Origin of the sequence: Citrobacter amalonaticus, from assembly GCF_002918555.1 — a bacterium.
Lineage (GTDB): Bacteria > Pseudomonadota > Gammaproteobacteria > Enterobacterales > Enterobacteriaceae > Citrobacter_C > Citrobacter_C amalonaticus_A.
On sequence record NZ_PQMB01000001.1, the window covers coordinates 764,168 to 789,259 of the forward strand.

Below are 25,092 nucleotides of genomic sequence, written 5' to 3' on the forward strand. Positions count from 1 at the left end.
CGTACCTGCTTGAGAACGAGAGTTAACCGGGCAAGTGTGCCATAATCTCGTCGCCAGGCATACTTTGCATAGATTTATGGTTTTAAGGATTAGTGATGATGCAACCCATTTCCGGTACTCCCGCGCACCCTCCAGGTGAAGGCCAAAACCTGCCGTCTGTCGCAGGTGAACAGCCGCTTTCCACGCAACAACGCACGGTGCTGGAAAGGCTGATAACGCGCCTGATCGCCATGACTCAGCAACAGAGCGCAGAGGTCTGGGCCGGAATGAAACACGATCTGGGGGTAAAAAGCGATACGCCGCTTTTATCACGCCACTTTCCTGCCGCCGAACAGAACCTGAGTCAGCGCCTGGAGGTTGCCCAACAAAACCACGCCACCCGGCAGGTACTTTTCCGGCTTACAGAGCTACTGAATCAGGGAAATAACCGCCAGGCGGTCAGCGATTATATCCGTCAGCAATATGGGCAAACCGCGCTCAGCCAGCTCACGCCTGAACAGCTTAAAAACGTGCTGACCCTGTTACAGCAAGGTACGCTGTCGATCCCCCAGCCACAGCAGCGTCCGGCAACCGACAGGCCGCTCCTGCCTGCCGAGCACAATACGCTTAACCAACTGGTGACCAAACTGGCAGCCGCTACGGGCGAATCGGGTAAACAGATCTGGCAGTCAATGCTGGAACTCTCCGGTGTCAAAAGTGGCGAACTGATCCCGGCAAAACAGTTCACCCATCTGGTGACCTGGCTACAGGCGCGCCAGACCCTGAGCCTGCAGCATGCCCCCACGCTGCAGACGCTTCAGGCGGCACTGAAGCAGCCGCTGGAGGCGGATGACCTGTCGGCGTTAAAAGATTACGCCCAGCAGACGTACCAAATCCAGCCGCAAACCATCCTGACAACGGCGCAGGTGCTGGACCTGCTTAATCAGATCTTTTTGCGCCGCGTACAGCGCGAAAGAGAGTCGACCGAACCGCATCATATTCAGCCGATCTTCAGCCCGTTTGCGCCAGTGATTGAAACGCTAAAATCAGTCTCATTACGCCCCGGACTGCTGTTTACCGTGCTGCTGGTGACCCTGTTTATTTTTTGGCTGGTGAGCTAACCGCCCCGCCACGATTGCCATCGGTGATGAAATTATTCGGCTGCCGATGCGCTATTCACTTTGTTCGCGGCAATCACAAAGGGTAAATAGATGAGTGTTGAAACAATCAGGCAAAGAATACCGACAAGAAGTGCGAGCCAGTTCCCCCCGGTGCCGAAGAAAGCGATAAGCGGGCCTGGCGTCGTCCACGGAACGGCGTAAGCAATCGGTGGAATAATTTCCAGAGTGATAAAGAAATAACCGATCAGAGAATTCACAAACGGTACCAGAATAAAAGGAATAATCAGGACTGGATTCAGTACCACGGGTAAACCGAACATCACCGGTTCATTGATATTAAATAACCCCGGAATAAAGGCCATCTTTGCCAGATCGCGGTAATCTTTACGCCGTGAAGCAATGAAGATCGCCAGTAATAATCCCAGCGTCATTCCCGAACCGCCGCAGTTGGCGAAAGCGTCGTATATCCCACTCCAGGTGATGGGATAAGGCGCTCCCCAGGTGGCGCCATGAGATGCGGCGTATGAGAGGTTTTCCAGATTCGCCTCCGAAAAAATCGTCTCACGAATCGCGGCTACCGTATTTGGCCCATGGATCCCCAGCATCCACAGAAAGTTAGACACCACCCCGAGCACCAGCACGGTAACAATATTGGTACCCATATTTTTCAGCGGTGCCTGAATCAGCGTGTAGATCAAATCATTAAGGCCGTCCGGAGAAATTTTCGTCAACAGGTAATTGGCGACAGAAAATAGCATCATCACCAGGCAGATCGGCAACAGCACCTTAAATGAACGGGCGACGGCAGGCGGTACGGCGTCGGGCATGGCAATGGTAACTTTTGGATTTCTCGCCAGACGACAAAAAATTTCGCTGGATATCATGGCGACAATAACAGCGACAAATAATCCCTGCGGCCCAAGATATTTGGTGGTCATATAAGCCTGACCGTCAATGACGGTATAAGGGGTGTACACCACAAAAAAAGCGCCAATCGCCGTTAATCCACACAATAAATCATCCTGCTGAAAACTGATCGCAATATTGCGGGCAACCAGAAACGTAATCAATATCGCCATGATATTGACCGAACCGTTCATCACCGGCGTAAAAATTTGTTGCGCATCGGAGAGATGCGGAAAAATTGCGCCCAGATGCAGAAGGCTGGCGATAAAACCATCAGGAGATAAAATAGCAAAATTAATCAGTATAATTAGCGAACTGGCCATTACTATCGGGAACGATAAGATAAAAGCATCGCGAATTGCCGAAACATGAATCTGCGAATTCAATTTCATGGCCACAGGGACAAGGATTTTCTCCATGCCACGTTCAAAAGCATCCATAAAACTCATGGTATTCCCTAATTAATAGTTAATAATATATATGCCATTTTCATGGATATGAAATAACGCAACGTCGTCGCCACCTTAATAAAGGTAATTTTTCTTGTCTTCAAGGTTGATCACAGTTAGCCGTGGTAAAGTTGTTCAAAAATGACGATAAAAATGAACGTGTTGATTTGAATACAGCCACATAAAATGACAATGCCATGTTTATACAGGGATTTAAGAGGTGCAAAAGTGATTTATAAAAATATCGTTAATCTGCTCAAAAAGAGAATTAATAGTCCATCATACAATATTGGCGATCTTCTCCCCTCAGAGAAAGAACTGGCGGCGCTCTATAACGTTTCGCGTAATACCCTGCGTAAGGCGTTAAAAGAACTCGAAGAGGCAGAATTAGTTGAGCGTCGGCATGGTTCCGGCACATGGATACGCAGCAAGCATTTCCAGGCGTCGGTCGCCCATTTGGACAGCTTCAGCGAAATTGCCCGTAATGAAGGAAAAAATCCATCGAGCCAGATCCTCAAATTCGAACTGCAAACGGCCTCAGAGGAGATCGCCAAAGGGTTGCAGTTACAGCATGGCGATCTGGTTTATTACGCCAAAAGACTGCGCTTTATCAATAATATCGCCATGCAGTTAGAGGAGACCTGGCTTTCAGCGACGCGCTTTCCCGACCTGACCATCGCCCATATGCAGAAATCAAAATTTTCATATATAGAAAATGAATGTGGAGTCCAAATTGATGGGTGTTATGAGTCTGTTTTACCGATGTTGCCCTCTGCGGAACTGGCGAAATTATTGCATATCAGCACGCTGGACCCGATTATCAAAATATACACCCAGGCTGTCGACGAGCAGCAAAAACCCATCGATTATTCCATTCTCTATACCAACGTGTTCGAGTTTCAGGTGAAATACTACATTCCACGCAAAGCGGTCGCCCGTCTCCAGTTCCCGAAGACGGGCGAATAAACATTTATCGACGAAACGACAGTAACGTCACCAGCACTCCGGCAGCTGCGGAAATCGCTCCCGCGAGGAACACGGAAGGATAGCCAAAAGATGTGGCCAGAAGCCCGGCCAGCGGGCCTGTGACGGCGTAGGAGATATCCTGAAAGGCCGCGTAACCGCCCAGCGCCGTCCCGCGTACCTGCGAAGGAACGCGCTTTACCACCTCAACGCCCAGCGCCGGGAAGATAAGCGAACACCCGGCCCCGGTTAATGCCGCCCCCAGCAGCGCAATCCACGCCGTCGGTGCCTGCCATAGCAGGATCAGTCCCACCGTTTCCACCAGTAAAGAGGCAATAGCCACCTTAACGCCACCGAAGCGATCCGGCATCCAGCCAAACAATACGCGCATGACGACAAACGCGCCGCCAAATGCGGTCAGCGTAAAGCCCGCCATCGCCCAGCCGTGGCTGGCAAAATAGAGCGAGATAAAGGTGCCAATAACGGCGAACCCTACCCCCTGCAACGCCAGCCCCAGACCGGGCTTCCAGATAAGCCCGACCACGCTCCACAGCGATGGCCGCTCGCCCGTCTGAGTCGGTACCTTGCGAACCGTCCCGTTAAACGCCCATGCCAGCAGTGGAAGCCCCATTGTTGTCACTGCCAACGCAGCAAAACCATAATGGCTATGGATCAGCAAGCCCAGCGGTGCCCCGACTGCCAACGCGCCATAAATCGCCATTCCATTCCATGACATCACCTTGCCGGAACGCGTTGGCCCAACCAGCCCCAGCCCCCAGGTCAATGTCCCCGTCAGCAGCTGGCTTTCACCAAAGCCAAGGAGCAGACGCCCGACAATCAGCAGCGCAAATTTTACGGGCACGCTAACCGGCAGCAACGCTGCCAGCAGCCATGCACCACCCGCAAGAGCGCAGGCGAACATCCCCTGTAATGCAGAACGTTTGGCGCCGTACTGATCGGCCAGACGCCCGGCATAACCACGGGTTAATACCGTTGCCAGAAACTGAATACCGACGGCGATACCTACCATGGTGTTGCCATAGCCCAGTTCCTGGTGCACAAAAAGCGGGATCACCGGCAACGGCAGGCCGACCGTCATATAGGTCAGGAACACCGCAAAAGCGATACGAAAGAGCGAAAAATTCGCAGAAGGTTTTTTTTCTTGTTGGGTTAGTGCTGTCATGCGTTACTCCAGAATGCAGAGTAAGGCGAGGAGATACCACGCCCCCTCCACCTGACCATCAGGATTAAGGTGCGTTGGATGACGTTAAACGCTTACGCATTATCAGATAGACAATGTTGAATGCGAAGTCTGCCTGTGAGCCACTAAATTTGTCAACCCTGAAATCTCACCAGGCTGGATCACAAAGTCGACTTTTCGTCGAATAAAAAAGGAAATACCGCATCAATTCCTTTTGTGCCAAACAGTCCGGTCACCTGCTTGCGCTGCCCTGGCGTCAGCAGTCTGAACATCATATCCCAGATCTCTTTCGGTTCCGCTTCCTGTACGGAACGGCTCTCTAAGGCCAGCACCTTTTCAGTTTCTTTCAGGTAAGGACGGACATACAAAGGGAAAATGGAGATATGGAACTCCTCAGCCTTTGATTTGACACGTTTGCGCTTCACGCCCTCTTTGCCTTCACTGTACATGTTTAAACGGGAACGAACCGCAGGCGCGCTTCCTGGAAACCCCGGCAATTCAAGACATTCCTTTACCGTGAACCACTCTTTTGCCATTAGTTTCTTTCCTTTCTGCCTGTGGAATAAAAAATATTTTTTCTTTTGCGCGAAATTTCAGTTTTATTCTGGCAATATTCCAGTGACAAAAAAGAAAGTTACGTTCTTTTGTTACTCTGGTTTATACCCTGAAAAATATCGGCGCCGATAACACATTTCCTTAGGATTACAGAATGGAACACAAAAGCCAAGACTGGCATCGTGCAGATATTAAAAGTGCACTGGAAAAAAGAGGAATCACGCTCAGAGATCTTTCTCGTGCGGCTGGATTATCACCCGATTCACTGCGCAATGTATTTACCCGAAGCTGGCCCAGAGCGGAAAAGATCATTGCGCAGGCGCTCGAAACCTCGCCAGACGTGATTTGGCCGTCACGCTATCCACGCCAACAGCCGGAAGATAAAACAAGTAATACTGAATATTAAATAGATCGCTCGTGATTTATCGACCATATAAATTAATAAATATTTCAACTTAACGCATTGAGAATATTAATAGCACTATTTGCTATTTCCAATAGCGTAAATACTGTTAAAGCATCACGTAATTGCTATTACGTATGCTATTAACAGGAGTCGTTATGAGTTGGGATAAAAAGGTGGCGGTTAATTACGCCAAATCGCACGCGGGTTCACATTCACAAGGGCGCTGTGCGGAATATACCCGCAAAGCTGTTCAGGCAGGCGGTGTTACTCTTGGGCGTACTTACCATGCCAAAGATTATGGTCCGATGCTGAAAAACGCCGGTTTCAGCGCCATTGGCGCGCTTGAAGAGCCGCGCGAAGGGGATGTCATCATCATTCAACCTTATGCCAATGGAAACCCGAGCGGTCACATGGCGATATATGACGGTCATGACTGGTATTCCGACTTCAGACAGCGAGACATGTGGGCTGGTCCGGGTTACCGGACCGCAAAGCCGTCATACACCATTTACAGGAAGAAGTAATGAAAGCCTTTTCACTGATTGCTCTCATCCTGCTGATTTGTGGCTGTACACCTGCTCGCCGCGACAGCACGCAGGATGTAAAACAGTTCTATCTCTCGTGGATGAAGATCTACACTCAGGATCCGGATGCGCCCCGCGAAACGTCAGCATTACTACAACGCTATGTCGCAAAAGAGGTTATCGGGCGTCTGGCGCTGATTGATACGCTTTATGAGCAGGAGATCGTGCAAGCGGACTACTTTATGTATGTGCAGGATTACGCACCGGCATGGATCTCGCTGTTGCGGGTTGGACAGGCGCAGCCATTCCTCGGCGGTGAAAAACTGAGCCTTCAGTTAGGCACTGAGTCAGCCCCTATTCAACTGGAGGTTTATACCCGGTGGGAGGAAGGACGGTGGAAAATTTACCGTGTTCGGGACGCGGGTCGTCATTACGAGCAGCCCATTTACAATGCCGGAGAGATTACGCGAGCCAGAGCATGGTCCGCTGAAATCGCGCCGGAATACGAAAAAATGCCGAAGTAAACACGGTAAGAAGGGAGCCTGTTGGCTCCCTTCTTTGCATTCAATCTGAGACTTACGCCTTCAGCTTACGCATCACCAGCGTAGCGTTGGTGCCGCCGAAGCCAAAGCTGTTTGACATCACCGTCGTCAGTTCACGCTCGGTAGCTTCGGTCACGATGTTCAGACCTGCCGCCTTTTCATCCATCTCTTCAATGTTGATGCTCGGCGCAATAAAGCCGTGTTCCAGCATCAGCAGAGAGTAGATCGCTTCCTGCACGCCCGCTGCGCCCAGAGAGTGACCGGTCATGGCTTTGGTCGCGGAGATTGCCGGGCTGTTATCGCCAAACACTTCACGAATTGCCCCCAGCTCTTTCACGTCGCCGACTGGCGTAGAGGTACCGTGAGAGTTCAGGTAGTCAATCGGCGTGTCAACGCCGTGCATCGCCATCTGCATACAACGCACTGCGCCTTCGCCTGACGGTGCAACCATGTCAGCGCCATCGGACGTTGCGCCGTAGCCAACGATTTCTGCATAGATGTGCGCGCCGCGCGCCAGTGCGTGCTCCAGCTCTTCGACCACAACCATACCGCCGCCGCCAGCGATAACGAAACCGTCACGGCTCGCGTCATAGGTACGGGAGGCTTTGGACGGATCGTCGTTATATTTGGTGGACAGTGCGCCCATCGCGTCGAATTCGCATGCCATTTCCCAGCACAGTTCTTCGCCGCCGCCAGCAAACACGATGTCCTGTTTGCCCAGCTGAATTTGTTCAACAGCGTTGCCAATACAGTGTGCGGAAGTCGCGCAGGCAGAGCTGATAGAGTAGTTGACGCCGTGAATTTTGAACGGCGTAGCGAGGCAGGCAGAAACGCCGGATGCCATCGCTTTAGTGACCACATACGGGCCAACCGCTTTCAGGCCACGCGGGCTGCGCATTGCGTCAGCGCCAAAAACCTGAAAACGCGGGGAGCCGCCGCCGGAACCTGCGATCAGGCCAACGCGCGGATTGTTCTGGTAAACGTCTGCAGCAAGGCCAGCATCGGCCACGGCCTGCTCCATAGAAAGATAAGCATAGATGGATGCGTCGCTCATAAAGCGCACTACTTTGCGGTCAATGAGGCCATTGGTATCCAGTTTTACGTTGCCCCAAACGTGGCTACGCATGCCGGAGTCCTTCAGCTCCTGAGAGAAAGTGATCCCTGAACGTCCTTCACGCAGAGATGCCAGGACTTCCTGCTGGTTATTACCGATGCTGGAAACGATGCCCAAGCCAGTAATCACTGCACGTTTCATTCAATACCTCTGTAAGTCGCACTATAGTAAGTTTCGAGAGGCACAATAGCGTACACTTGTACGCCGAACAAGTCCGATCAGCCAATTTGTGCGGAAATTTGCGCCGCCAGGCACACATCGCTAAGATCGTGGCACAGCCTGTCAGACGAGTAACTTACGTGAAACAATACGCTATACAATCTGCCAACCTCGAATTCAATGCTGAGGGTACACCTGTTTCCCGAGATTTCGACGATGTCTACTTTTCTAATGATAATGGACTGGAAGAAACACGTTATGTTTTTCTCGACGGCAACCATCTCGCGGAACGTTTTCCCGACTATCCGCGTCCATTATTCGTGGTCGCCGAGAGCGGTTTCGGCACCGGGCTCAACTTCCTGACTCTCTGGCAGGCATTTGCCACATTTCGGGCTGCACATCCTGAGGCTACGCTACAAAGATTACATTTCATCAGTTTTGAAAAATTTCCGCTCGACCAGCGTGATTTAATCGCCACCCATCAACGCTGGCCGGAGCTTACCCCCTGGGCAGAGCAGCTTCAGGCCCAGTGGCCGCTGCCGCTGGCCGGTTGTCATCGCCTGTTGTTGGATCAGGGACGCGTCACGCTGGATCTGTGGTTTGGTGATATTAATGAGCTGACCGATCAACTGGATGAAACCCTGAATCAAAAAGTGGATGCCTGGTTCCTTGATGGCTTTGCTCCGGCCAAAAATCCCGATATGTGGACGCAGAACCTGTTCAACGCGATGGCGCGACTGGCCCGGCCCGGTGGCACGCTGGCAACCTTCACCTCCGCGGGATTTGTGCGCCGGGGCTTGCAGGAGGCCGGATTTACAATGCAAAAATGCAAAGGTTTTGGTCGCAAACGTGAAATGCTCTGCGGAACGATGGAGCAAGCGCTTACGCCCACCTCTCCCATGCCCTGGTTCGCACGCCGCGGAACCGAAAAACGTGAAGCGGCAATCGTTGGCGGCGGTATTGCCAGCGCCCTGCTCTCGCTGGCGCTACTGCGCCGCGGCTGGCAGGTCACACTGTACTGTGAGGATGAAAAACCTGCGCAGGGCGCTTCCGGAAACCGTCAGGGAGCGCTGTATCCATTACTCAGCAAGCATGATGCAGCAATCAATCTCTTTTTCCAGTCTGCCTTTACCTTCGCCCGCCGTCTGTATGATGCCCTGCCCGTTGAGTTTGCACACGACTGGTGCGGGGTGACGCAGCTTGGCTGGGACGAAAAAAGCCAGCAAAAAATCGCCCAGATTCTGTCGCTGGATTTACCCGAAGCGTTGGCCGTTGCTGTGGACGCAGATGAGGTCTGCCAACGCACAGGCGTTAAAACAGAGTGCGGTGGCATCACCTGGCCGCAGGGCGGCTGGCTATGTCCGGAAGCGCTGACCACCGCCGTGCTTCAGCTTGCCAAAAAGCAGGGACTACATACCCACTTTCAACATTCGCTGACCGCCCTTTCAGCACACGAAGCAGGCTGGCAGTTAACGTTCGCTAAGGGTAAACGGGCAGAACATCAGGTGGTGGTATTGGCGAACGGTTATCAAATCACGCGTTTTTCCCAGACGCAGGATCTGCCAGTCTACTCCGTCGGCGGGCAGGTCAGCCATATCCCCACCACGCCGGCGCTCTCGGCGCTGCGCCAGGTGTTGTGCTATGACGGCTATCTCACGCCGCAGAACCCGGCCCGTCAGCAACACTGTATCGGTGCGAGCTATCATCGGGGGAACGAAGAGACGGTCTACCGCGAGGACGATCAGCAGCAAAACAGACAACGGCTGATTAATTGTTTTCCCCATGCCGAATGGGCGGAGGAGGTGGATATCAGCGGCAAAGAGGCACGCTGCGGCGTCCGCTGCGCGACTCGCGATCATCTTCCGATGGTTGGCAATGTGCCGGACTATGCGCAAACGCTCACCCGGTATGCAAACCTCGCGGAACATAAAGAGAACGCTGAGCCAGCCCCCGTCTGTTCCGATCTATTTATGTTAGCGGCGCTGGGTTCCCGCGGGCTGTGCTCCGCCCCACTGTGCGCAGAGATTCTGGCGGCGCAAATGAGCGATGAACCCATCCCACTGGATGCCGGCACGCTGGCGGCGTTAAATCCGAATCGACTGTGGGTAAGGAAGTTATTGAAGGGTAAAGCGGTGAAAACGCAGGCCGGATCAGCGTGAGCGTCATCCGGCCTGCGGGCAATTATGGCTGCGTTGCCTTCTGGAACAAGGCGTCCCACATCTCCTTCACTAACGCCTGATCGCGCGGCGACAGTTCACCTGCCCCGATTGCTTTTTCCAGGCTGTTTGTGACGCTGGCATACACCGCTTGCGCGGAGTGGTCGTCGCCGCCTTCCAGTTCAGCGACGGCTAACGTCAGGTGGCCACGCAAATACCCGCTGGCAAACAGCTCATCATCGCTCGCATGCTCTACCATGTCATCGATTAATGCCAGAATGCGTGATTCAAACTCCGCGATCATCTTCTTTCCTCATTGTAACGTGGCGCTGGCTTCAGTTGAGCGCTTCCGGCCACGGGAACTGTTCCGCCTTAAGTTCAGGCGTGTGATAATAATTCTGTAGCGCTTTAATAAAACGGGCCGGACGTTCCGGAATACCGTGCTCCAGATACGCCATTACCTGCGCATGAACCCGACGCTGGAAGACCACGCGGTCCGGTTCGAAATTCCCTTCCAGGTTGTCGCAGCTGACGTTAAACGGATAACCCGCCGCCACGCAAAACAGCCAGTCAAAGGCCTGGGGTTTGACTTCCACATCTTCAAATTTGCCCTGAGTCTCGGCATCGCGTCCGTCCGGGCAATACCAGTAGCCGAAATCAACCTGCTCACGACGCGCTTTCCCCGCAATGCACCAGTGCGAAATCTCATGCAGGGCGCTGGCGTAAAAGCCGTGGGCAAAAATAATACGGTGATACGGGATCTCCGCATCAGCAGGAAGATAGATCGGTTCGTCGTCACCTTTAATCAGACGGGTATTAAAATCATCGGCAAAGCAGCCGTTAAAAATTTCAATTAACTGTTCGTAGTGGTGCGTACTGTTCATTAGTTCATCCCCAACCAGTGGAGGATCTCCTGTCCATGGCTATCATAAAGTAATTTGGCGCTCATCACTGCTGAGACGATGACGATCATTGGTCGAATCAGCTTTTGCCCCTTACTCAGCACCAGACGCGAGCCCATCCGCGCGCCAAGAAACTGACCAATTAGCATCACAAACCCAGTGGCCCAAATCACTTTACCGCCAATAATGAACAACAGCAGACCACCGACATTCGAAGTGGCGTTCAGCAGCTTAGCGTGAGCCGTTGATTTTGCGAGGTTATATCCACACAGTGTGACAAAAGCCAGCGCATAAAACGATCCCGCAGCCGGGCCGAAAAAACCATCGTAAAAACCGACGCATCCCCCGGCGATCAGGGCAAAAGGCAATCCGTAAAGCCGGCGCTGCCTGTCTTCTTCACCCAATTTAGGCATCAGTAAAAAATAGAGACCGATGCAGATAACCAGCACCGGCAGGATCTGGCGCAACACATTGGCCTGCACGTGCTGAACCAGCAGCGCACCGGCCATCGAGCCAAGAAAGGTCATCGCAATATTGAGCTTTTGATCCGCCAGGTTGATGACTTTACGCCGGATAAAATAGAGTGATGATGAGATGGATCCGCCACATGCCTGCAATTTGTTGGTTGCCAGCGCATTCGCCGGTGACATCCCCGCCGCCATCAGGGCAGGAATGGTCAGTAATCCCCCACCTCCGGCAATAGAATCAATAAAACCCGCCAATACCGCGACAAAGAACAGAATAAGCAACAGCAACGGGGAGACCATGAACAGGTCGATAAAATTATCCATCAGAGTACATGCTCATCCAGTAGCGCCTGGCAGGAAGGCGGCAGCGGCGGCGGTGTCTTCTTCTCAGGCTTAGTTGTTCCGGGTTTCGCTGGTTCGAACCAGCTTTGCAGCTCTGCGCCGCATCCATCACCCGGCGGAGGTAAAGGCTGATCTTCACACTCAAGGCTGTCAGCAGGGCAGCGTAATCGTACATGCATATGCGCACGATGCTGGAACCAGGGCCGCACTTTTCGCAACCAGTCGCGATCGGCTCCGGCATCCAGACAAAGTTGTTGCTTAATGGCGGGATTCACAAAAATACGCGTGACGTCGTTGTCTTCCGCCGCCAGCTTGATCAGACTGGAAATTTCCGGTTTCCACAATGACGGAACCACGTGTTTGCCATCCCGGGCAACCAGATCCAGCGCCTGAGGCCGCAGCAGTTGCGACTGCGTCCAGCGCGTTTTCGGCAACTGAAGAAAAATATCGACATCCAGCCCGGTCTGATGGCTGGCATGTCCACCGTTGAAGCGCCCACCAGCGGGCATTCCCATATCACCAATCAGCACGGTTCCCAGCCCCAGGTTGTTCACCTGAGTGCTGAGTCGCTGAATAAACATCACCAGATCCGGATGACCGAAATAGCGACGCTGGTCAGTACGCATCACCTGGTAAATTTCGGACTGCACGGGGAGCGTCGCCGCCCCGACAATGCATCCGTTTGAAAAACCGCCGATGGACTGGGCGCTGCCCGCCACCGGCTGGGTTATCTTCTGCCACGGCGTTGCCGCCAGACTGCTCGCGCTGGCAAGCAGGGCCAGCAATGCTATCGCGGTTTTTTTCATCTCTTACCAGCGTGGAATATCAGTCTTCACATCCGCATTTTGCGCTCGTTGACGTAGCAGGTGATCCATCAGGACGATCGCCAGCATCGCTTCGGCGATCGGCACCGCACGGATCCCCACACACGGATCGTGGCGCCCCCGGGTGATCATCTCCACTTCTTCGCCGAAGCGATTAATGGTGCGACCGGGTACCGTAATACTGGAGGTTGGCTTAAGTGCCATATGCGCAACGATCGGCTGACCGCTGCTGATACCGCCCAGAATGCCGCCCGCGTGATTGCTCTGGAAACCGTCTTTGGTGATTTCGTCGCGATTCTGGCTACCGCGCAGCGCCACCACATCAAAACCATCGCCGATCTCCACGCCTTTCACCGCATTAATGCTCATCAGCGCGTGGGCGATATCCGCATCCAGACGGTCGAAAACCGGCTCGCCAAGGCCCGCCGGCACATGGCTGGCCACCACCGTCACCTTCGCGCCAATAGAGTCGCCCTCTTTTTTCAGCGCCCGCATCAGTTCGTCCAGCGCGTCGATTTTATCCGGATCCGGGCAGAAGAACGGGTTCAGCTCAACCTGCTGCCAGTCTTTGATCTCAAGCGGAATATCCCCCATCTGAGTCAGACAGCCGCGGATTTCAATACCGAACTTTTCCGCAAGGTATTTCTTGGCGATCGCCCCTGCCGCTACACGCATAGCCGTTTCACGGGCAGAAGAGCGTCCGCCGCCGCGATAATCGCGCAGACCGTATTTCTGCTCATAGGTGTAATCAGCGTGGCCCGGGCGGAAGACATCCTTGATGGCGCTGTAATCCTGCGAACGCTGATCGGTGTTTTCGATCAGCAGGCCAATGCTGGTACCGGTGGTTACGCCCTCAAACACGCCGGAGAGAATTTTTACCTGATCCGGCTCACGACGCTGGGTCGTATAACGCGAGGTTCCAGGGCGGCGTCTGTCGAGGTCGTGCTGTAGGTCAGCCTCCGTCAGAGGAATCCCTGGTGGAACGCCGTCAACGATACAGCCGAGCGCCAGCCCGTGCGACTCACCGAAGGTGGTTACACGAAAGAGTTGTCCAATTGTATTTCCTGCCATCACGGCTCCGTTATATCTGTTGTGTTTGTGCGCGTGTTATTAATCTTTATAGAGGCTGAAATGTTCGCGGGCTGCAATCAGCTGGGCTTTGGTCAGCATAAAAACGCCATCCCCACCGTTATCAAACTCCAGCCACGTGAACGGTACATCCGGGTATTGTTCCATCAGATGTACCATGCTGTTTCCGACTTCACAAATCAGAATGCCGTCATCGGAGAGGTAATCAGGCGCATTGCCCAGAATACGACGGGTCAGCTTGAGGCCATCCGTACCGGACGCCAGGCCCAGTTCAGGTTCGTGACGATATTCGTTCGGCAGATCGGACATGTCTTCCGCATCAACATACGGCGGGTTGGTGACAATCAGGTCATACTGGACTTTCGGCAGGTCGCGGAACAGATCGGAACGAATGGGGGTGACATGGTGAATCAAACCATGCTCTTCAATATTGTGTTCAGCAACCGCCAGCGCGTCAGTGGAAATATCCACGGCGTCGACTTCTGCTTCCGGGAAAGCGTAAGCGCAGGCAATGGCGATGCAGCCGCTGCCAGTACACATATCCAGAATATGCTGCGGCTGTTCGCCGATCAGGCCAGCAAAGCGGTTGTTGATCAGTTCGCCAATCGGCGAGCGTGGCACCAGTACGCGTTCATCAACGTAGAATTCGTGGCCGCAGAACCAGGCTTTATTGGTCAGATACGCGACCGGAATACGCTCGTTGACACGGCGGATTACGCGTTCAACGATACGATGGCGCTCGCTGGAGGTCAGACGTGCGGTGCGCATATCTTCAGGGATATCCAGCGGCAGATAGAGGGACGGCAGCACCAGCTGTACGGCCTCATCCCACGGGTTATCGGTACCATGTCCATACCAGATATTCGCCGCGCTAAAACGGCTTACCGCCCAGCGCAACATGTCCTGAATGGTGTGCAGATCGCTCACTGCTTCATCGACGAAAATTTTATCCACGTACTCCTCCAGGGCATGCTCGCATTAAATTCGGCGGCTAGTTTGCCACGAAGACAGCGATAAATCAGCATTCACGCAGTCGCAGAACCGGAAAATTGCGTTTTTGGGGATCGAATTTCTGTTCCGTCGGGTAAACTAACGAAAAATAAAAGATGAGACCGCCTAATGAAAAAGAAAACATCGCTCAGCGAGGAGGACCAGACGCTGTTCCGGCAGCTGATGACCGGCACCCGTCAGATGAAGCAAGACACTATCGTCCACCGACCGCAACGTAAAAAGACAACAGAAGTCCCGGTCAAGCGACTGATTCAGGAACAGGCCGATGCCAGCCACTATTTCTCTGACGAATTTCAGCCACTATTGAATACTGATGGCCCGGTAAAATATGTCCGTCCTGACGTCAGCCACTTTGAGCTGAAGAAAATGCGCCGTGGCGATTACTCACCAGAGCTGTTTTTAGATTTGCACGGTCTGACGCAGCAGCAGGCCAAACAGGAGCTGGGTGCGCTGATTGCGGCCTGTCGTCGCGAGCATGTCTTCTGCGCCTGCGTGATGCATGGTCACGGTAAACACATTCTTAAGCAACAAACCCCCCTCTGGCTGGCGCAGCATCCACACGTTATGGCCTTTCATCAGGCCCCCAAAGAGTATGGCGGCGATGCTGCGCTGCTGGTGCTGATAGAGGTGGAAGAGTGGCAACCGCCTGAGCTTCCCTGAACGCTGAAAACAAAAAGAGCCGCAGATGCGGCTCTTTTTGACAGAAAACGATTAAATCGCCTTCGCCATCTTCAGATTACACGGGCTCATCTGCCAGTTGAAAACGCCTTTCCCGCTTTCATCAAGCGTTACGTTGGCAATAGCAGATGTGGTAAACATCGGCGGCGTTTCACCCGGGCAAAGCTCAGACACCAGGTATCCCACCAGAGGCAGGTGAGAAATAACCAGCGCCGACGCAACACCCTCATTGGCCAGCGCCTGCAGATAAGCACTGACCAGGCCAACATCGCCGCAGGGCGTCAACTCCGGCAGGACATCCACCCCGGCAGGCAGGTTCATGCAATCCCCTACCACATCCAACGTTTGTTCGGCTCGCAGGAACGGGCTCACCAGAACACGTTCGATGTCCACTTTTTGACCTTTCAGCCAGTTCGCCATAAGGCGGGATTCGTCACAACCACAGGGAGTTAAGGGACGAACCGAATCACTGGCGGCATCGAGGGCCGCGTCGCCGTGACGCATGATAAAAACTTGCATATTGCACCGCTTTTGTTAACCAGAATCACCCACATTCAAACCTAAAACCCAGTTGGCTATGGTCAGAATGCGGTGGCCGGCATTGTGCCTTATCCATTCACCGAATGAAACGCTGTTTTTTACCTCAATGGCGTAAGTATAGTCAATATCTGTTTACATCTTGACCAACACTCAGCTTTCCAGTGCGGATTTACCTTACTTTGACCTTATGATTTCAGGTCAGTTGCATACCCGTCCTGCTTTAAGTTGCAGATGCGTTGGCTTTATTACCTGGCCCGGACACGGACTTCAGTAAGCTCCCGGGGATTCACTCCCTGACCGCCTTCCTGCAACTCGAATTATTCAGGATGTCGTTGTTTTCCAAAAACGTTCACCGCGCTCCGCCATTTGCAATAAGACGTCACACGGTGTAAAGCGCGAGCCATAACGCGCGGTCAGCCGTTGCAATGTCGCAACCACTTCACCCGCGCCAGAAGAATCCATGTAACGGAACGGGCCGCCGAGAAACGGAGGAAAACCAATCCCAAACACCGCACCAATGTCGCCATCCCGCGCGTTGCGGATCACCTGCTCACCAAAACAGCGTGCCGCCTCGTTAAGCATCATCATTACGCATCGCTCAGCTATCTGCTGCGCGGACAACCGACTCTGCCCTTGCGCGCCAATAAGCGTATAAATTGCAGGGTCGACCTGTTTTTTGCTTTTACGCCCTTTCGCACCATAAAGATAGAAACCGCGACCATTTTTTCTACCTTTGCGATCGTCATTCAAAATTGAAGCAACAACATTTGCAGGCGCGCTAAAACGTTCTCCATAAGCCGCTTCCAGTACAGGTATAATTTTAGTCCCGGTGTCAATTCCGACCTCATCCAAAAGTTGGATTGGCCCGACAGGAAAACCAAACTTTACCAGCGCAGCGTCGATATTCTCGACACGCTCACCTTCAACCAGCATGCGAATCGCTTCATTCATATAAGGCGCTAAAATACGGTTTACATAGAACCCGGCCTTATCCCGCACCACAATCGGTGTTTTTCCCTGTTTTTTCGCAAGTAATACGGTGGTGGCGATAGTTTGTTCAGAAGTGGCGGCATGAGGAATAACTTCCACCAACGGCATTTTTTCTACCGGACTGAAAAAGTGCAGGCCAATCACCTGTTCGGGTCTGGCAGCCTTCGCTGCTATATCGCTAATCGGTAAAGATGAGGTGTTAGAGGCAAAAATGGTGTGAGGCGCGCAATTTTGCTCAACTTCCGCCACCATCTGCTGTTTTAACGACAGGTCTTCAAACACCGCTTCAATCACCAGATCGCGATGGGCAAAACCACGATAGTCGGTAGTACCAGAGATCAACGCCAGCAGTTTATCTCTTTCACTGCCCTTGATATGACGCCGCCGGACTTTGGTTTCAAGCTGATCCCAACTGTACTTCAGCGCATGATTGATTCCCTGAGTGTTGATGTCCTTGATACGCACTGGCAACCTGCCTTTACAGGCTGTCACCCAGGCGATCCCCCCGCCCATTAATCCACCGCCAAGAACGCCTATGCTGTTCAGTTGCGCTGGCGGCACATCACTGCCGGGATCTTTTCTCACATCCGTGCTGGCAAAGAAAATATTACGCAACGCCTGCGACTGAGGCGTCATTGCCAGTTCGCCAAACGCCCTCGCTTCCGCGTCATAACCGCTGCTGCACCCCTGCCCCAGCCCGGTTTCAATAACGTCGAGGATCCTCTGCGTTGCCGGATAGTTTCCCTGGGTTTTCTGCTCCGTTTTTTTACTCACCATGCGGAACAGCAGCGCGCGACCGAGCGGCCCCGCCAAAATACGCTCACGAACCGGCAGGCTGCGATGGGATGAACGATCCTGTTTCGCACACTCAACGGCGACATCCAACAGGACAGAATGCGGTACAACGTCATCCACCAGTCCAGCCTTGAGCGCCTGTTTAGCACGAAGTTGTTTGCCGGTGAGGATCATATCCAGCGCCGTGCTAATCCCTACCAGACGCGGCAAACGTTGGGTCCCGCCAGATCCCGGTAACAGCCCTAGCTGCACCTCCGGCAAACCGAGCACAGTTTTCGCATCATCAGTACAGATGCGGCTGTGGCACGCCAACGCCAGCTCCAGCCCGCCACCCAGACACGCACCGTGGATCGCAGCCACAACCGGAACCGGCAGGGCATGAATTTCGGCCATCAGCTGTTGACCCTGACGCGCCAGCGTTTCAGCCTCCTGTGCGCTTTGGCAGCTGCCAATCATATTGATATCCGCACCCGCGATAAAATTGTCTGGCTTTGCCGAGATAAATACGACTCCACGTAACGCTTTGTTTTCACGGATTTGTTTCAGGATAGCGCGAACCTGCGAGGCGAATTCAGCCTTCAGGGTGTTCATCTTCTCTCCGGGAACATCCACAGAGATAACCGCGACGTTATCCAGACGCACAGTGAGCGTAAAAGCCGATGCCATTTCCATTATTCCACCTCCAGAACCATTGCCGCGCCTAATCCCCCCGCCGCACAGGCGGTAACCAGGCCAAAGCCGCCCCCCCGACGACGTAGCTCATGCAGGGTTTGGGTGATCATCCTGGCACCGGTGGCGGCAAAGGGATGCCCGTACGCAATGGATCCCCCCAGTACGTTAAACTTGCTGTCATCCACTTCACCGGTTGCGTGCGTTCTGCCCAGCACCTCACGGGCAAAGCGCTCGCTGCCAAGCAGCTGGAGGTTCGCCAGCGTCTGAGCGGCAAAGGCTTCATGCATATCAATCAGTGTCAGATCGCCCATCGTTAACCCGGCGCGCTCCAGCGCAAGCGGCGTCGACCAGGCCGGTCCCAGCAGCATATCCTGCCAGACATCAATTGCGGTAAAAGCGTAGCTGCGCAGATAGCCCAGAGGAATTAGCCCCAACTCTTTCGCACGGGATTCGGTCATCAGGATCACGGCGGCCGCCCCGTCAGTGAGTGGCGTACTGTTAGCCGCGGTAACCGTGCCGTGTTTACGGTCAAAAGCCGGACGCAATTTGGCGTAATCAGCCAGCGTGGAGTTTCCCCGAATATTATTGTCTTCCGAAAGTGGAGTTTTGTAAGGCGGAGTGTAAGCCGTCATCACTTCATCGCTCAGCTTTCCTTCTGCCCACGCCTGTGCGGCGCGCTGGTGGGAGCGGTGTGCCAGGGCATCCTGTTGCTCGCGTGTGATACCGTAGGTTTTGGCCATTTGTTCTGCGGTATCCCCCATCCGCAACCCGGTGGAATATTCAGCGACTGCGGGTGGTACGGGTAGCAAATCGCGTAAACGCAGGCGGGAAAAAAGTTTGAGTCGCTGAGTAGTGGTACGCGCTTTATTCACATCCACCAGCACACGCGCCAGTTTTTTACTGACGCCAATTGGCAGCACCGATGAGGAATCGGCTCCCCCGGCAATTCCCGCCCGAATAGTGCCTGCCATCAGGCTCTCGGCTACGTTGGCAACGGCCTGAAAACTGGTAGCGCAGGCGCGACTGACGCTGTAGGCATCGGTATGCACATTCATCCCCGTACCCAGGACAATTTCACGCGCAATATTCGGTGCTTCCGGCATCTGGACGACCTGACCGAAAACCAATTGTTCGATGACTTGAGCAGGGATTTCACTACGGGCGAGCAGTTCCCCCACCACCATTTTTCCCAAATCGACAGCGGGAATGCCATGAAACACCGTCGCCTGACGGGCAAAAGGCGTACGCAATCCGCTCACAATGGCGATACGATCGCCCTGACGGGTTACCAGCGGTAAAGCCTGACTCATAACACTCCCCTGTAAAAATAAATAAGTGGTCTGACCTGATCACAGTCTTAACCAATTTTTTACATTTAGCCAAGCGGGGAGAAAAGAAAGTGAGAGCTATGACACAGTGAATAATCACTGCCTGTTACGAAAATGCTTCTGTCTGAATTTGACAGAAGCATTCAAAGCAAGGAGGGATTAACGCAGACCGAGCTGGAAAATCAGCGTTTCTGCTTCACAAGCAAAAACAAAATCGATATCCAGACGTACACCTTCAGACTCTTCAGTAAAGGTCGACGTAATCTTGCACGGTTCAGACTCCACGCCACGCGCTTTTTCAGTCAGCGCCGCCAGCGTTTCTTCTGCTTCTGCACGGGTTGCGAACACGCGGCTGTATGACGCGGTGCAATCGGAGTTGTCCATAATGGTGCCAACATCCATACAGCAGCAAACCGGGGTTTCATCAGCACTGCATTTACTCATTGTAGATTTCCTCTGTATTTTGCACCCAGGGTGCCAGATAAACGTTGAAGATATTTTACGCCTCTGAAATCTGCCTCTCCAGTTGTTAATTGTGCGAAATAGGATAAGTGACCGAAATCACACTTAAAAATGATCTAAAACAAAAATCGCCTAAACGGGTGAATGTAATAACCCACAATTTTGCCAGCTGGATCGCGTTTTCGAGATCACAATTGAAAAAACTTATAAACATACTTGCAACATTTAAGCTGGTCAGACCTATACTCACGCCACTGGTCTGATTTCTATGTTGTACCGCAGACCCTACACTTCGCGCTCCTGTTACAGCATGTAACATAGTTTGTATAAAAATAAATCAATTGAGGTTATGGTCATGAGCCAGAAAACCCTGTTTACAAAGTCTGCTCTCGCAGTCGCAGTGGCAATTATCTCCACACAGGCCTGGTCTGCAGGCTTTCAGCTAAACGAATTTTCTTCCTCTGGTCTGGGCCGGGCCTATTCGGGTGAAGGCGCCATCGCGGACGATGCAGGTAACGTAAGCCGTAACCCGGCACTGATCTCCATGTTTGATCGTCCAATGTTTTCTGCGGGGGCGGTTTATATCGACCCGGATGTAAACATCAGCGGGCGCTCCCCTTCTGGCCGTAGCCTTGATGCGGATAACATCGCCCCTACGGCCTGGGTACCAAACGCGCACTTCGTTGCCCCTATTAATGACCAGTTTGGTTGGGGTGCGTCGGTAACCTCCAACTACGGTCTGGCAACCGAATTCAATGACACCTATGCGGGTGGTTCCGTGGGGGGAACGACCGACCTCGAAACCATGAACTTCAATTTAAGCGGTGCATATCGCTTGGATGACGCATGGAGCTTCGGCCTCGGGCTGAACGCCGTCTACGCACGTGCCAAGATTGAACGCTATGCCGGTGACCTCGGTCAACTGGTGGCAGGCCAGATCATGCAGTCCCCTGCCGGGCAAACGCCGCAGGGCCAACAACTGGCAGCTACCGCTAACGGTATTCCGGGCGATACTAAAATTGCCCACCTGAGCGGTAACCAGTGGGGCTTTGGCTGGAACGCCGGTATTCTGTATGAACTGGATAAGAACAACCGTTATGCCTTAACTTACCGTTCTGAAGTGAAAATCGACTTTAAAGGTGACTACAGCAGCGATCTGCCACGCGCGCTGAATAGCTATAATCTGCCGATCCCAGCCGCCACCGGTGGCGCAACGCAGTCGGGTTATCTGACGCTGAATTTGCCTGAAATGTGGGAAGTCTCCGGTTATAACCGCGTGGCACCGCAGTGGGCCATCCACTACAGCCTGGCCTACACCAGCTGGAGCCAGTTCCAGCAGTTGAAGGCGAAATCAACCGGTGGAGAGACGCTGTTCGAGAAGCATGAAGGCTTCAAGGACGCTTACCGTATCGCGCTGGGTACCACCTACTACTACGATGATAACTGGACGTTCCGTACCGGTATTGCCTTTGACGACAGCCCGGTTCCGGCTCAAAACCGTTCTATCTCCATCCCGGATCAGGACCGTTTATGGCTGAGCGCGGGTACCACCTACGCGTTTAATAAAGATGCATCTGTCGACGTGGGCGTCTCTTATATGCATGGTCAGAGCGTTAAGATCAACGAAGGTCCGTATCAGTTCGAATCTGAAGGTAAAGCCTGGCTGTTCGGTACCAACTTTAACTACGCGTTCTGATTTACTTCAGGCGTAAAAAAAGGTGCGCTTTTTAGCGCACCTTTTTTATTTCCCTCAGGAAGTTACTCGGAGTCGATCTCTTTTAAGTCGTCCTGAATAGCCTGCGCATTCGGGTTTTCCTGCGGCTTGAGCTTCCCGCCATTAGCGATAAAATCATGGCGCTGGAAATAGGCCTCACGCACCATGATGTACGGATCGGAGGACTGGCGCAGCAGACCATCGGAATCAAGCAGCTGCGCGCGGGTTTCAATCCCTTCAATCGTCCATTTCCCGATTGACATCGGCCAGGTGAGCCAGGAAAGCACCGGATAAAGGGTATCCACCATATCGCCGCCGTCATCACGCAGCGTGAAGCTGCCGTAGAACGGGAGCTGCATATACGGCCCGTAACCTACGTCATAATGACCCAGCGTACTACCAAAGCGGTGCGGTTCGGCGCGCTGCAGTTTTGGATTCGCCATACCCGCAACATCAATAAAGCCGCCCATCCCTAAAATCGTGTTCAGGAAGAAGCGAGTAAAATGCACCATTCCCTGATACGGATCGCCCTGCAGGAAATAGTTGACCATTACCGCAGGTTCTTCGAGGTTACCGGTGAAGTTACTCAGACCATTACGGGCAGGCTGCGGAACATAATCACGCCACGCGACAGCCACCGGTCGGACGACATACGGATCCAACACATTAAAGTTGAAGTTGTACATGGTGCGGTTAAACCCTTCAAACGGGTCTGAACGCCCCTGCTGTTCTGTACCGGAACTCGCACAGCCCACAAGCAGTGTGGTCCCCAGCGCAAGCGCCGACAGGCGAAGCTTCATAAATGTCTCCCTGTAGATTATGGCTATCGCTGATTGCCATCCATGACGGAACGCTACCGTATCCGCCTGTTTAGGTGTGAGCGATTGTAACAGCACGTCGAACGATGTCTATATAGCCACTCTCGCTGATTTGATCATAGCCTGGTCACGTGGATACGGCGGTGCTTCTATTCTAACGATTTAGATAAAAATGGAATGACCATTTTTGCGATTTCACCGTTTCTCCAGCGTTGCAGGGAATAAAAGCCGCTACGCTTAAGCTATACGTGCTTAATTCAGGAACACCGGTATGAACGAAATCGAAAAAGAAAAAATAGATCAACACAGCGATGAACTGGAAGTTGAAAGCGAAGAGAAACAGCACGGTAAGAAAATTGAAGTCGACGAAGATCGACTCCCCTCCCGCGCCATGGCCATTCATGAGCATATCCGCCAGGAAGGCGAGAAAGAGATGGAACGTGATGCGATGGCATTACTCTGGTCAGCCATCGCCGCAGGTTTATCGATGGGAGCATCGTTGCTGGCAAAAGGGATATTTCACGTTGAACTGGAAGGCGTACCCGGTGGTTTTTTGCTGGAAAATCTCGGCTATACCTTCGGTTTTATCATCGTGATTATGGCGCGCCAGCAGTTGTTTACTGAGAATACCGTTACCGCCGTGCTACCGGTAATGCAGAATCCGACACTCGTCAATGCTGGCCTGCTAATGCGGCTGTGGGGCGTGGTGTTGCTGGGCAATCTCATCGGCACTGGCATTGCCGCATGGGCATTCGAATATATGCCTATTTTTGATGAGCAGACGCGCGATGCCTTCATCAAAATTGGTATGGACGTGATGAAGAACAGTCCGACAGAGATGTTTGCGAATGCAATTATCTCTGGCTGGCTGATTGCAACGATGGTCTGGATGTTCCCTGCCGCAGGCGCGGCAAAAATTGTGGTGATTATCCTGATGACCTGGCTTATCGCACTGGGAGATACCACGCACATTGTGGTCGGGTCGGTAGAAATTCTCTACCTGGTTTTCAACGGTATGCTGCACTGGAGCGACTTTATCTGGCCCTTCGCCCTGCCAACCCTCGCCGGAAACATCTGCGGCGGTACCTTCATTTTTGCCCTCATGAGCCATGCGCAGATCCGCAATGACATGAGCAATAAGCGTAAGGAAGAGGCACGGCAACAAGCTGAGCGTGGGGCAAAAAAACAGAAAGGCAAAGAAAAACAGACATAAATGGTGACTCTTTGAGCAGTCAGGTGGCACTGTACTTACTCCGGCGTTGGAAAAACGCTATACTCGTGCCGCTTCGTCCCCTTAGTTAAATGGATATAACGAGCCCCTCCTAAGGGCTAGTTGCAGGTTCGATTCCTGCAGGGGACACCAATTCATAGTTCGCCGCTCTCCGCATTAGTTCGCAAAATCCTTTACACAGCAAGCTACCAATAAAATGTCAGTTCGACATAGTTCGCAATAGAACGTTGACAGCCGCATACCTCGGCGGGTAAAAAACGAGTAAATAATTTTACCCACCGGAATTTTACCCATGCTTACCATCAAGCAGATCGACGCGGCAAAGCCGAAAGATAAACCGTACCGGTTACTCGACAGCAACGGCCTATACCTTTATGTGCCGGTTATTGGCGTTTCTGCGTAGTCTGCTGCCGGAGAGGGAAAGCCCATGATGTCACCTTTGATAAATACTGTTTATATATACAGTATTAATTCATCAGTTACAGAGTTCAAGCCCTTTGAAGTGATGTAATGGTAAGTAACTGGCGTGAGGTGAAATTTAGTCAGGCTGAAGATTACGACGAACAGCGTCAAGTTCACTTCTGATTAATTCTATCGCCCTCTTTCTTTCATCATCCTTGTCTATAAGAATCTTCAGTACAACCAGCGCATCCATCAACAGAGGATTCGTATCCAGAGTCAGGGTCTCCTTCAGATTTCCGTCCTCATCCACACCCCCATTCAGCCTCTTGATGTACTGAGGGTCGATTTTTTCCAGATCCTGTGCAATAAATCCCCGCCGTACTGATTTACCCTCATCATCTTTATAGCAGAACGTGACAGGCTGCATTGCCTTAACATTATCCCACGATGCCTTACCATCGCCGTAGACAACATCCATTTTAAACGTGATATCAGAGACAGCTGCCATGGTTATTTCACGCCAGCCCATCGATGCCCCGGCCTCTGTAGACTGAATGAACGCCCGGTTTTGTCTGACGGAAAAACAGAAACCTACATTGTCATTAATTTTTACTTTGACTCCTGAGTATGATGTTGCAGTGGGGGTAGTCCGTTTTAAGAATATCGTGTTCCTCCTCCCGCCGGAAACGACCACTTTGCACTCCCAGCGTCTCGGCCATAGAAAAGATCGCACAGCGACTTCCTCATTGAAG

General features: G+C 52.7%; 26 protein-coding genes and 1 tRNA gene. 11 read left to right on the forward strand and 16 right to left on the reverse strand.

The window, feature by feature from the left end:
• Positions 1-98: 98 nt before the first annotated feature.
• The gene (gene flk, locus C3432_RS03805) at positions 99-1,100 is read left to right on the forward strand and encodes a flagella biosynthesis regulator Flk (protein ID WP_103775631.1); all 1,002 of its coding nucleotides are present in this window, start codon (positions 99-101) and stop codon (positions 1,098-1,100) included.
• Between the two features lie 32 nt (positions 1,101-1,132).
• Here flk and C3432_RS03810 read toward each other — a convergent pair whose 3' ends face one another.
• The gene (locus tag C3432_RS03810) at positions 1,133-2,455 is read right to left on the reverse strand and encodes a PTS sugar transporter subunit IIC (RefSeq protein WP_103775339.1); all 1,323 of its coding nucleotides are present in this window, start codon (positions 2,453-2,455) and stop codon (positions 1,133-1,135) included.
• A gap of 228 nt (positions 2,456-2,683) precedes the next feature.
• Between C3432_RS03810 and C3432_RS03815 the strand changes: the two genes are divergently transcribed.
• On the forward strand, positions 2,684-3,421 hold the full coding sequence (locus C3432_RS03815) for a GntR family transcriptional regulator (RefSeq protein WP_103775340.1): 738 nt from the start codon (positions 2,684-2,686) through the stop codon (positions 3,419-3,421).
• Positions 3,422-3,425: 4 nt separating this feature from the next.
• Here C3432_RS03815 and C3432_RS03820 read toward each other — a convergent pair whose 3' ends face one another.
• Both C3432_RS03820 and C3432_RS03825 read right to left on the reverse strand, forming a co-directional pair.
• Complete coding sequence (locus C3432_RS03820; protein ID WP_103775341.1) at positions 3,426-4,601, reverse strand: MFS transporter; 1,176 nt, start codon at positions 4,599-4,601, stop codon at positions 3,426-3,428.
• Between the two features lie 179 nt (positions 4,602-4,780).
• On the reverse strand, positions 4,781-5,155 hold the full coding sequence (locus C3432_RS03825) for a hypothetical protein (protein ID WP_103775342.1): 375 nt from the start codon (positions 5,153-5,155) through the stop codon (positions 4,781-4,783).
• Between the two features lie 173 nt (positions 5,156-5,328).
• Here C3432_RS03825 and C3432_RS03830 point away from each other — a divergent pair, with 173 nt between their 5' ends.
• The 3 genes from C3432_RS03830 to C3432_RS03840 all read left to right on the forward strand — a co-directional run bounded on the left by C3432_RS03830 (position 5,329) and on the right by C3432_RS03840 (position 6,628).
• Entirely contained in the window at positions 5,329-5,580 is a 252-nt protein-coding gene (locus C3432_RS03830) for a helix-turn-helix domain-containing protein (protein WP_103775343.1), read from the forward strand.
• A gap of 155 nt (positions 5,581-5,735) precedes the next feature.
• Complete coding sequence (locus C3432_RS03835; RefSeq protein ID WP_103775344.1) at positions 5,736-6,104, forward strand: NlpC/P60 family protein; 369 nt, start codon at positions 5,736-5,738, stop codon at positions 6,102-6,104.
• The gene (locus C3432_RS03840; protein ID WP_103775345.1) at positions 6,104-6,628 is read left to right on the forward strand and encodes a YbjP/YqhG family protein; all 525 of its coding nucleotides are present in this window, start codon (positions 6,104-6,106) and stop codon (positions 6,626-6,628) included. The genes C3432_RS03835 and C3432_RS03840 overlap by 1 nt, the downstream gene beginning before the upstream one ends.
• Before the next feature lie 52 nt (positions 6,629-6,680).
• Here the strand turns inward: C3432_RS03840 and fabB are convergent, their stop codons facing one another.
• A complete protein-coding gene (gene fabB / locus C3432_RS03845; RefSeq protein ID WP_103775346.1) occupies positions 6,681-7,901 on the reverse strand; it encodes a beta-ketoacyl-ACP synthase I in 1,221 nt (406 codons plus the stop codon).
• A gap of 158 nt (positions 7,902-8,059) precedes the next feature.
• On the opposite strand from fabB, the gene mnmC reads away from it, so the two are divergent.
• A complete protein-coding gene (mnmC, locus tag C3432_RS03850; RefSeq protein WP_181012865.1) occupies positions 8,060-10,078 on the forward strand; it encodes a bifunctional tRNA (5-methylaminomethyl-2-thiouridine)(34)-methyltransferase MnmD/FAD-dependent 5-carboxymethylaminomethyl-2-thiouridine(34) oxidoreductase MnmC in 2,019 nt (672 codons plus the stop codon).
• A 22-nt stretch (positions 10,079-10,100) separates the two neighbouring features.
• Here the strand turns inward: mnmC and C3432_RS03855 are convergent, their stop codons facing one another.
• The 6 genes from C3432_RS03855 to prmB are packed head-to-tail and all read right to left on the reverse strand — an operon-like array spanning position 10,101 to position 14,653.
• Complete coding sequence (locus C3432_RS03855; protein ID WP_103775348.1) at positions 10,101-10,379, reverse strand: YfcL family protein; 279 nt, start codon at positions 10,377-10,379, stop codon at positions 10,101-10,103.
• Between the two features lie 31 nt (positions 10,380-10,410).
• On the reverse strand, positions 10,411-10,959 hold the full coding sequence (locus C3432_RS03860) for an elongation factor P hydroxylase (protein WP_103775349.1): 549 nt from the start codon (positions 10,957-10,959) through the stop codon (positions 10,411-10,413).
• A complete protein-coding gene (locus C3432_RS03865) occupies positions 10,959-11,768 on the reverse strand; it encodes a sulfite exporter TauE/SafE family protein (RefSeq protein ID WP_103775350.1) in 810 nt (269 codons plus the stop codon). Before C3432_RS03865 ends, C3432_RS03860 begins: the two co-directional genes overlap by 1 nt.
• Positions 11,768-12,592 carry a penicillin-insensitive murein endopeptidase gene (mepA, locus tag C3432_RS03870; protein ID WP_103775351.1) on the reverse strand — a complete coding sequence of 275 codons (825 nt, stop codon included), beginning with the start codon at positions 12,590-12,592 and terminating at the stop codon, positions 11,768-11,770. The genes C3432_RS03865 and mepA overlap by 1 nt, the downstream gene beginning before the upstream one ends.
• Before the next feature lie 3 nt (positions 12,593-12,595).
• Positions 12,596-13,681, reverse strand: coding sequence for a chorismate synthase (gene aroC, locus C3432_RS03875; RefSeq protein WP_103775352.1), 1,086 nt, complete (start codon positions 13,679-13,681; stop codon positions 12,596-12,598).
• 39 nt (positions 13,682-13,720) lie between these two features.
• A complete protein-coding gene (gene prmB, locus C3432_RS03880) occupies positions 13,721-14,653 on the reverse strand; it encodes a 50S ribosomal protein L3 N(5)-glutamine methyltransferase (RefSeq protein ID WP_103775353.1) in 933 nt (310 codons plus the stop codon).
• Positions 14,654-14,818: 165 nt separating this feature from the next.
• Here prmB and smrB point away from each other — a divergent pair, with 165 nt between their 5' ends.
• Entirely contained in the window at positions 14,819-15,370 is a 552-nt protein-coding gene (gene smrB / locus C3432_RS03885; protein ID WP_103775354.1) for an endonuclease SmrB, read from the forward strand.
• Between the two features lie 51 nt (positions 15,371-15,421).
• Here the strand turns inward: smrB and sixA are convergent, their stop codons facing one another.
• The 4 genes from sixA to C3432_RS03905 form a co-directional block, all read right to left on the reverse strand.
• On the reverse strand, positions 15,422-15,907 hold the full coding sequence (sixA, locus tag C3432_RS03890; RefSeq protein ID WP_103775355.1) for a phosphohistidine phosphatase SixA: 486 nt from the start codon (positions 15,905-15,907) through the stop codon (positions 15,422-15,424).
• Between the two features lie 342 nt (positions 15,908-16,249).
• The gene (fadJ, locus tag C3432_RS03895; RefSeq protein ID WP_103775356.1) at positions 16,250-18,385 is read right to left on the reverse strand and encodes a fatty acid oxidation complex subunit alpha FadJ; all 2,136 of its coding nucleotides are present in this window, start codon (positions 18,383-18,385) and stop codon (positions 16,250-16,252) included.
• Positions 18,385-19,695, reverse strand: a complete 1,311-nt coding sequence (gene fadI / locus C3432_RS03900) for an acetyl-CoA C-acyltransferase FadI (RefSeq protein ID WP_103775357.1) — start codon at positions 19,693-19,695, stop codon at positions 18,385-18,387. The genes fadJ and fadI overlap by 1 nt, the downstream gene beginning before the upstream one ends.
• Positions 19,696-19,872: 177 nt before the next feature.
• Positions 19,873-20,157, reverse strand: coding sequence for a YfcZ/YiiS family protein (locus tag C3432_RS03905; protein ID WP_103775358.1), 285 nt, complete (start codon positions 20,155-20,157; stop codon positions 19,873-19,875).
• A 373-nt stretch (positions 20,158-20,530) separates the two neighbouring features.
• Here C3432_RS03905 and fadL point away from each other — a divergent pair, with 373 nt between their 5' ends.
• A complete protein-coding gene (gene fadL / locus C3432_RS03915; protein WP_103775360.1) occupies positions 20,531-21,871 on the forward strand; it encodes a long-chain fatty acid transporter FadL in 1,341 nt (446 codons plus the stop codon).
• A 62-nt stretch (positions 21,872-21,933) separates the two neighbouring features.
• Here the strand turns inward: fadL and mlaA are convergent, their stop codons facing one another.
• Complete coding sequence (gene mlaA, locus C3432_RS03920; protein ID WP_103775361.1) at positions 21,934-22,689, reverse strand: phospholipid-binding lipoprotein MlaA; 756 nt, start codon at positions 22,687-22,689, stop codon at positions 21,934-21,936.
• A 298-nt stretch (positions 22,690-22,987) separates the two neighbouring features.
• Here mlaA and C3432_RS03925 point away from each other — a divergent pair, with 298 nt between their 5' ends.
• From C3432_RS03925 to C3432_RS27390, 3 genes are all read left to right on the forward strand, one after another.
• A complete protein-coding gene (locus C3432_RS03925) occupies positions 22,988-23,920 on the forward strand; it encodes a formate/nitrite transporter family protein (RefSeq protein ID WP_181012877.1) in 933 nt (310 codons plus the stop codon).
• Between the two features lie 75 nt (positions 23,921-23,995).
• Positions 23,996-24,070: transfer RNA gene (locus C3432_RS03930), tRNA-Arg, on the forward strand.
• 160 nt (positions 24,071-24,230) lie between these two features.
• Positions 24,231-24,341, forward strand: coding sequence for a DUF4102 domain-containing protein (locus C3432_RS27390; protein ID WP_146050907.1), 111 nt, complete (start codon positions 24,231-24,233; stop codon positions 24,339-24,341).
• A 135-nt stretch (positions 24,342-24,476) separates the two neighbouring features.
• Here the strand turns inward: C3432_RS27390 and C3432_RS03935 are convergent, their stop codons facing one another.
• Positions 24,477-25,034, reverse strand: a complete 558-nt coding sequence (locus C3432_RS03935; protein ID WP_146050908.1) for a tail fiber domain-containing protein — start codon at positions 25,032-25,034, stop codon at positions 24,477-24,479.
• Positions 25,035-25,092: the final 58 nt, after the last annotated feature.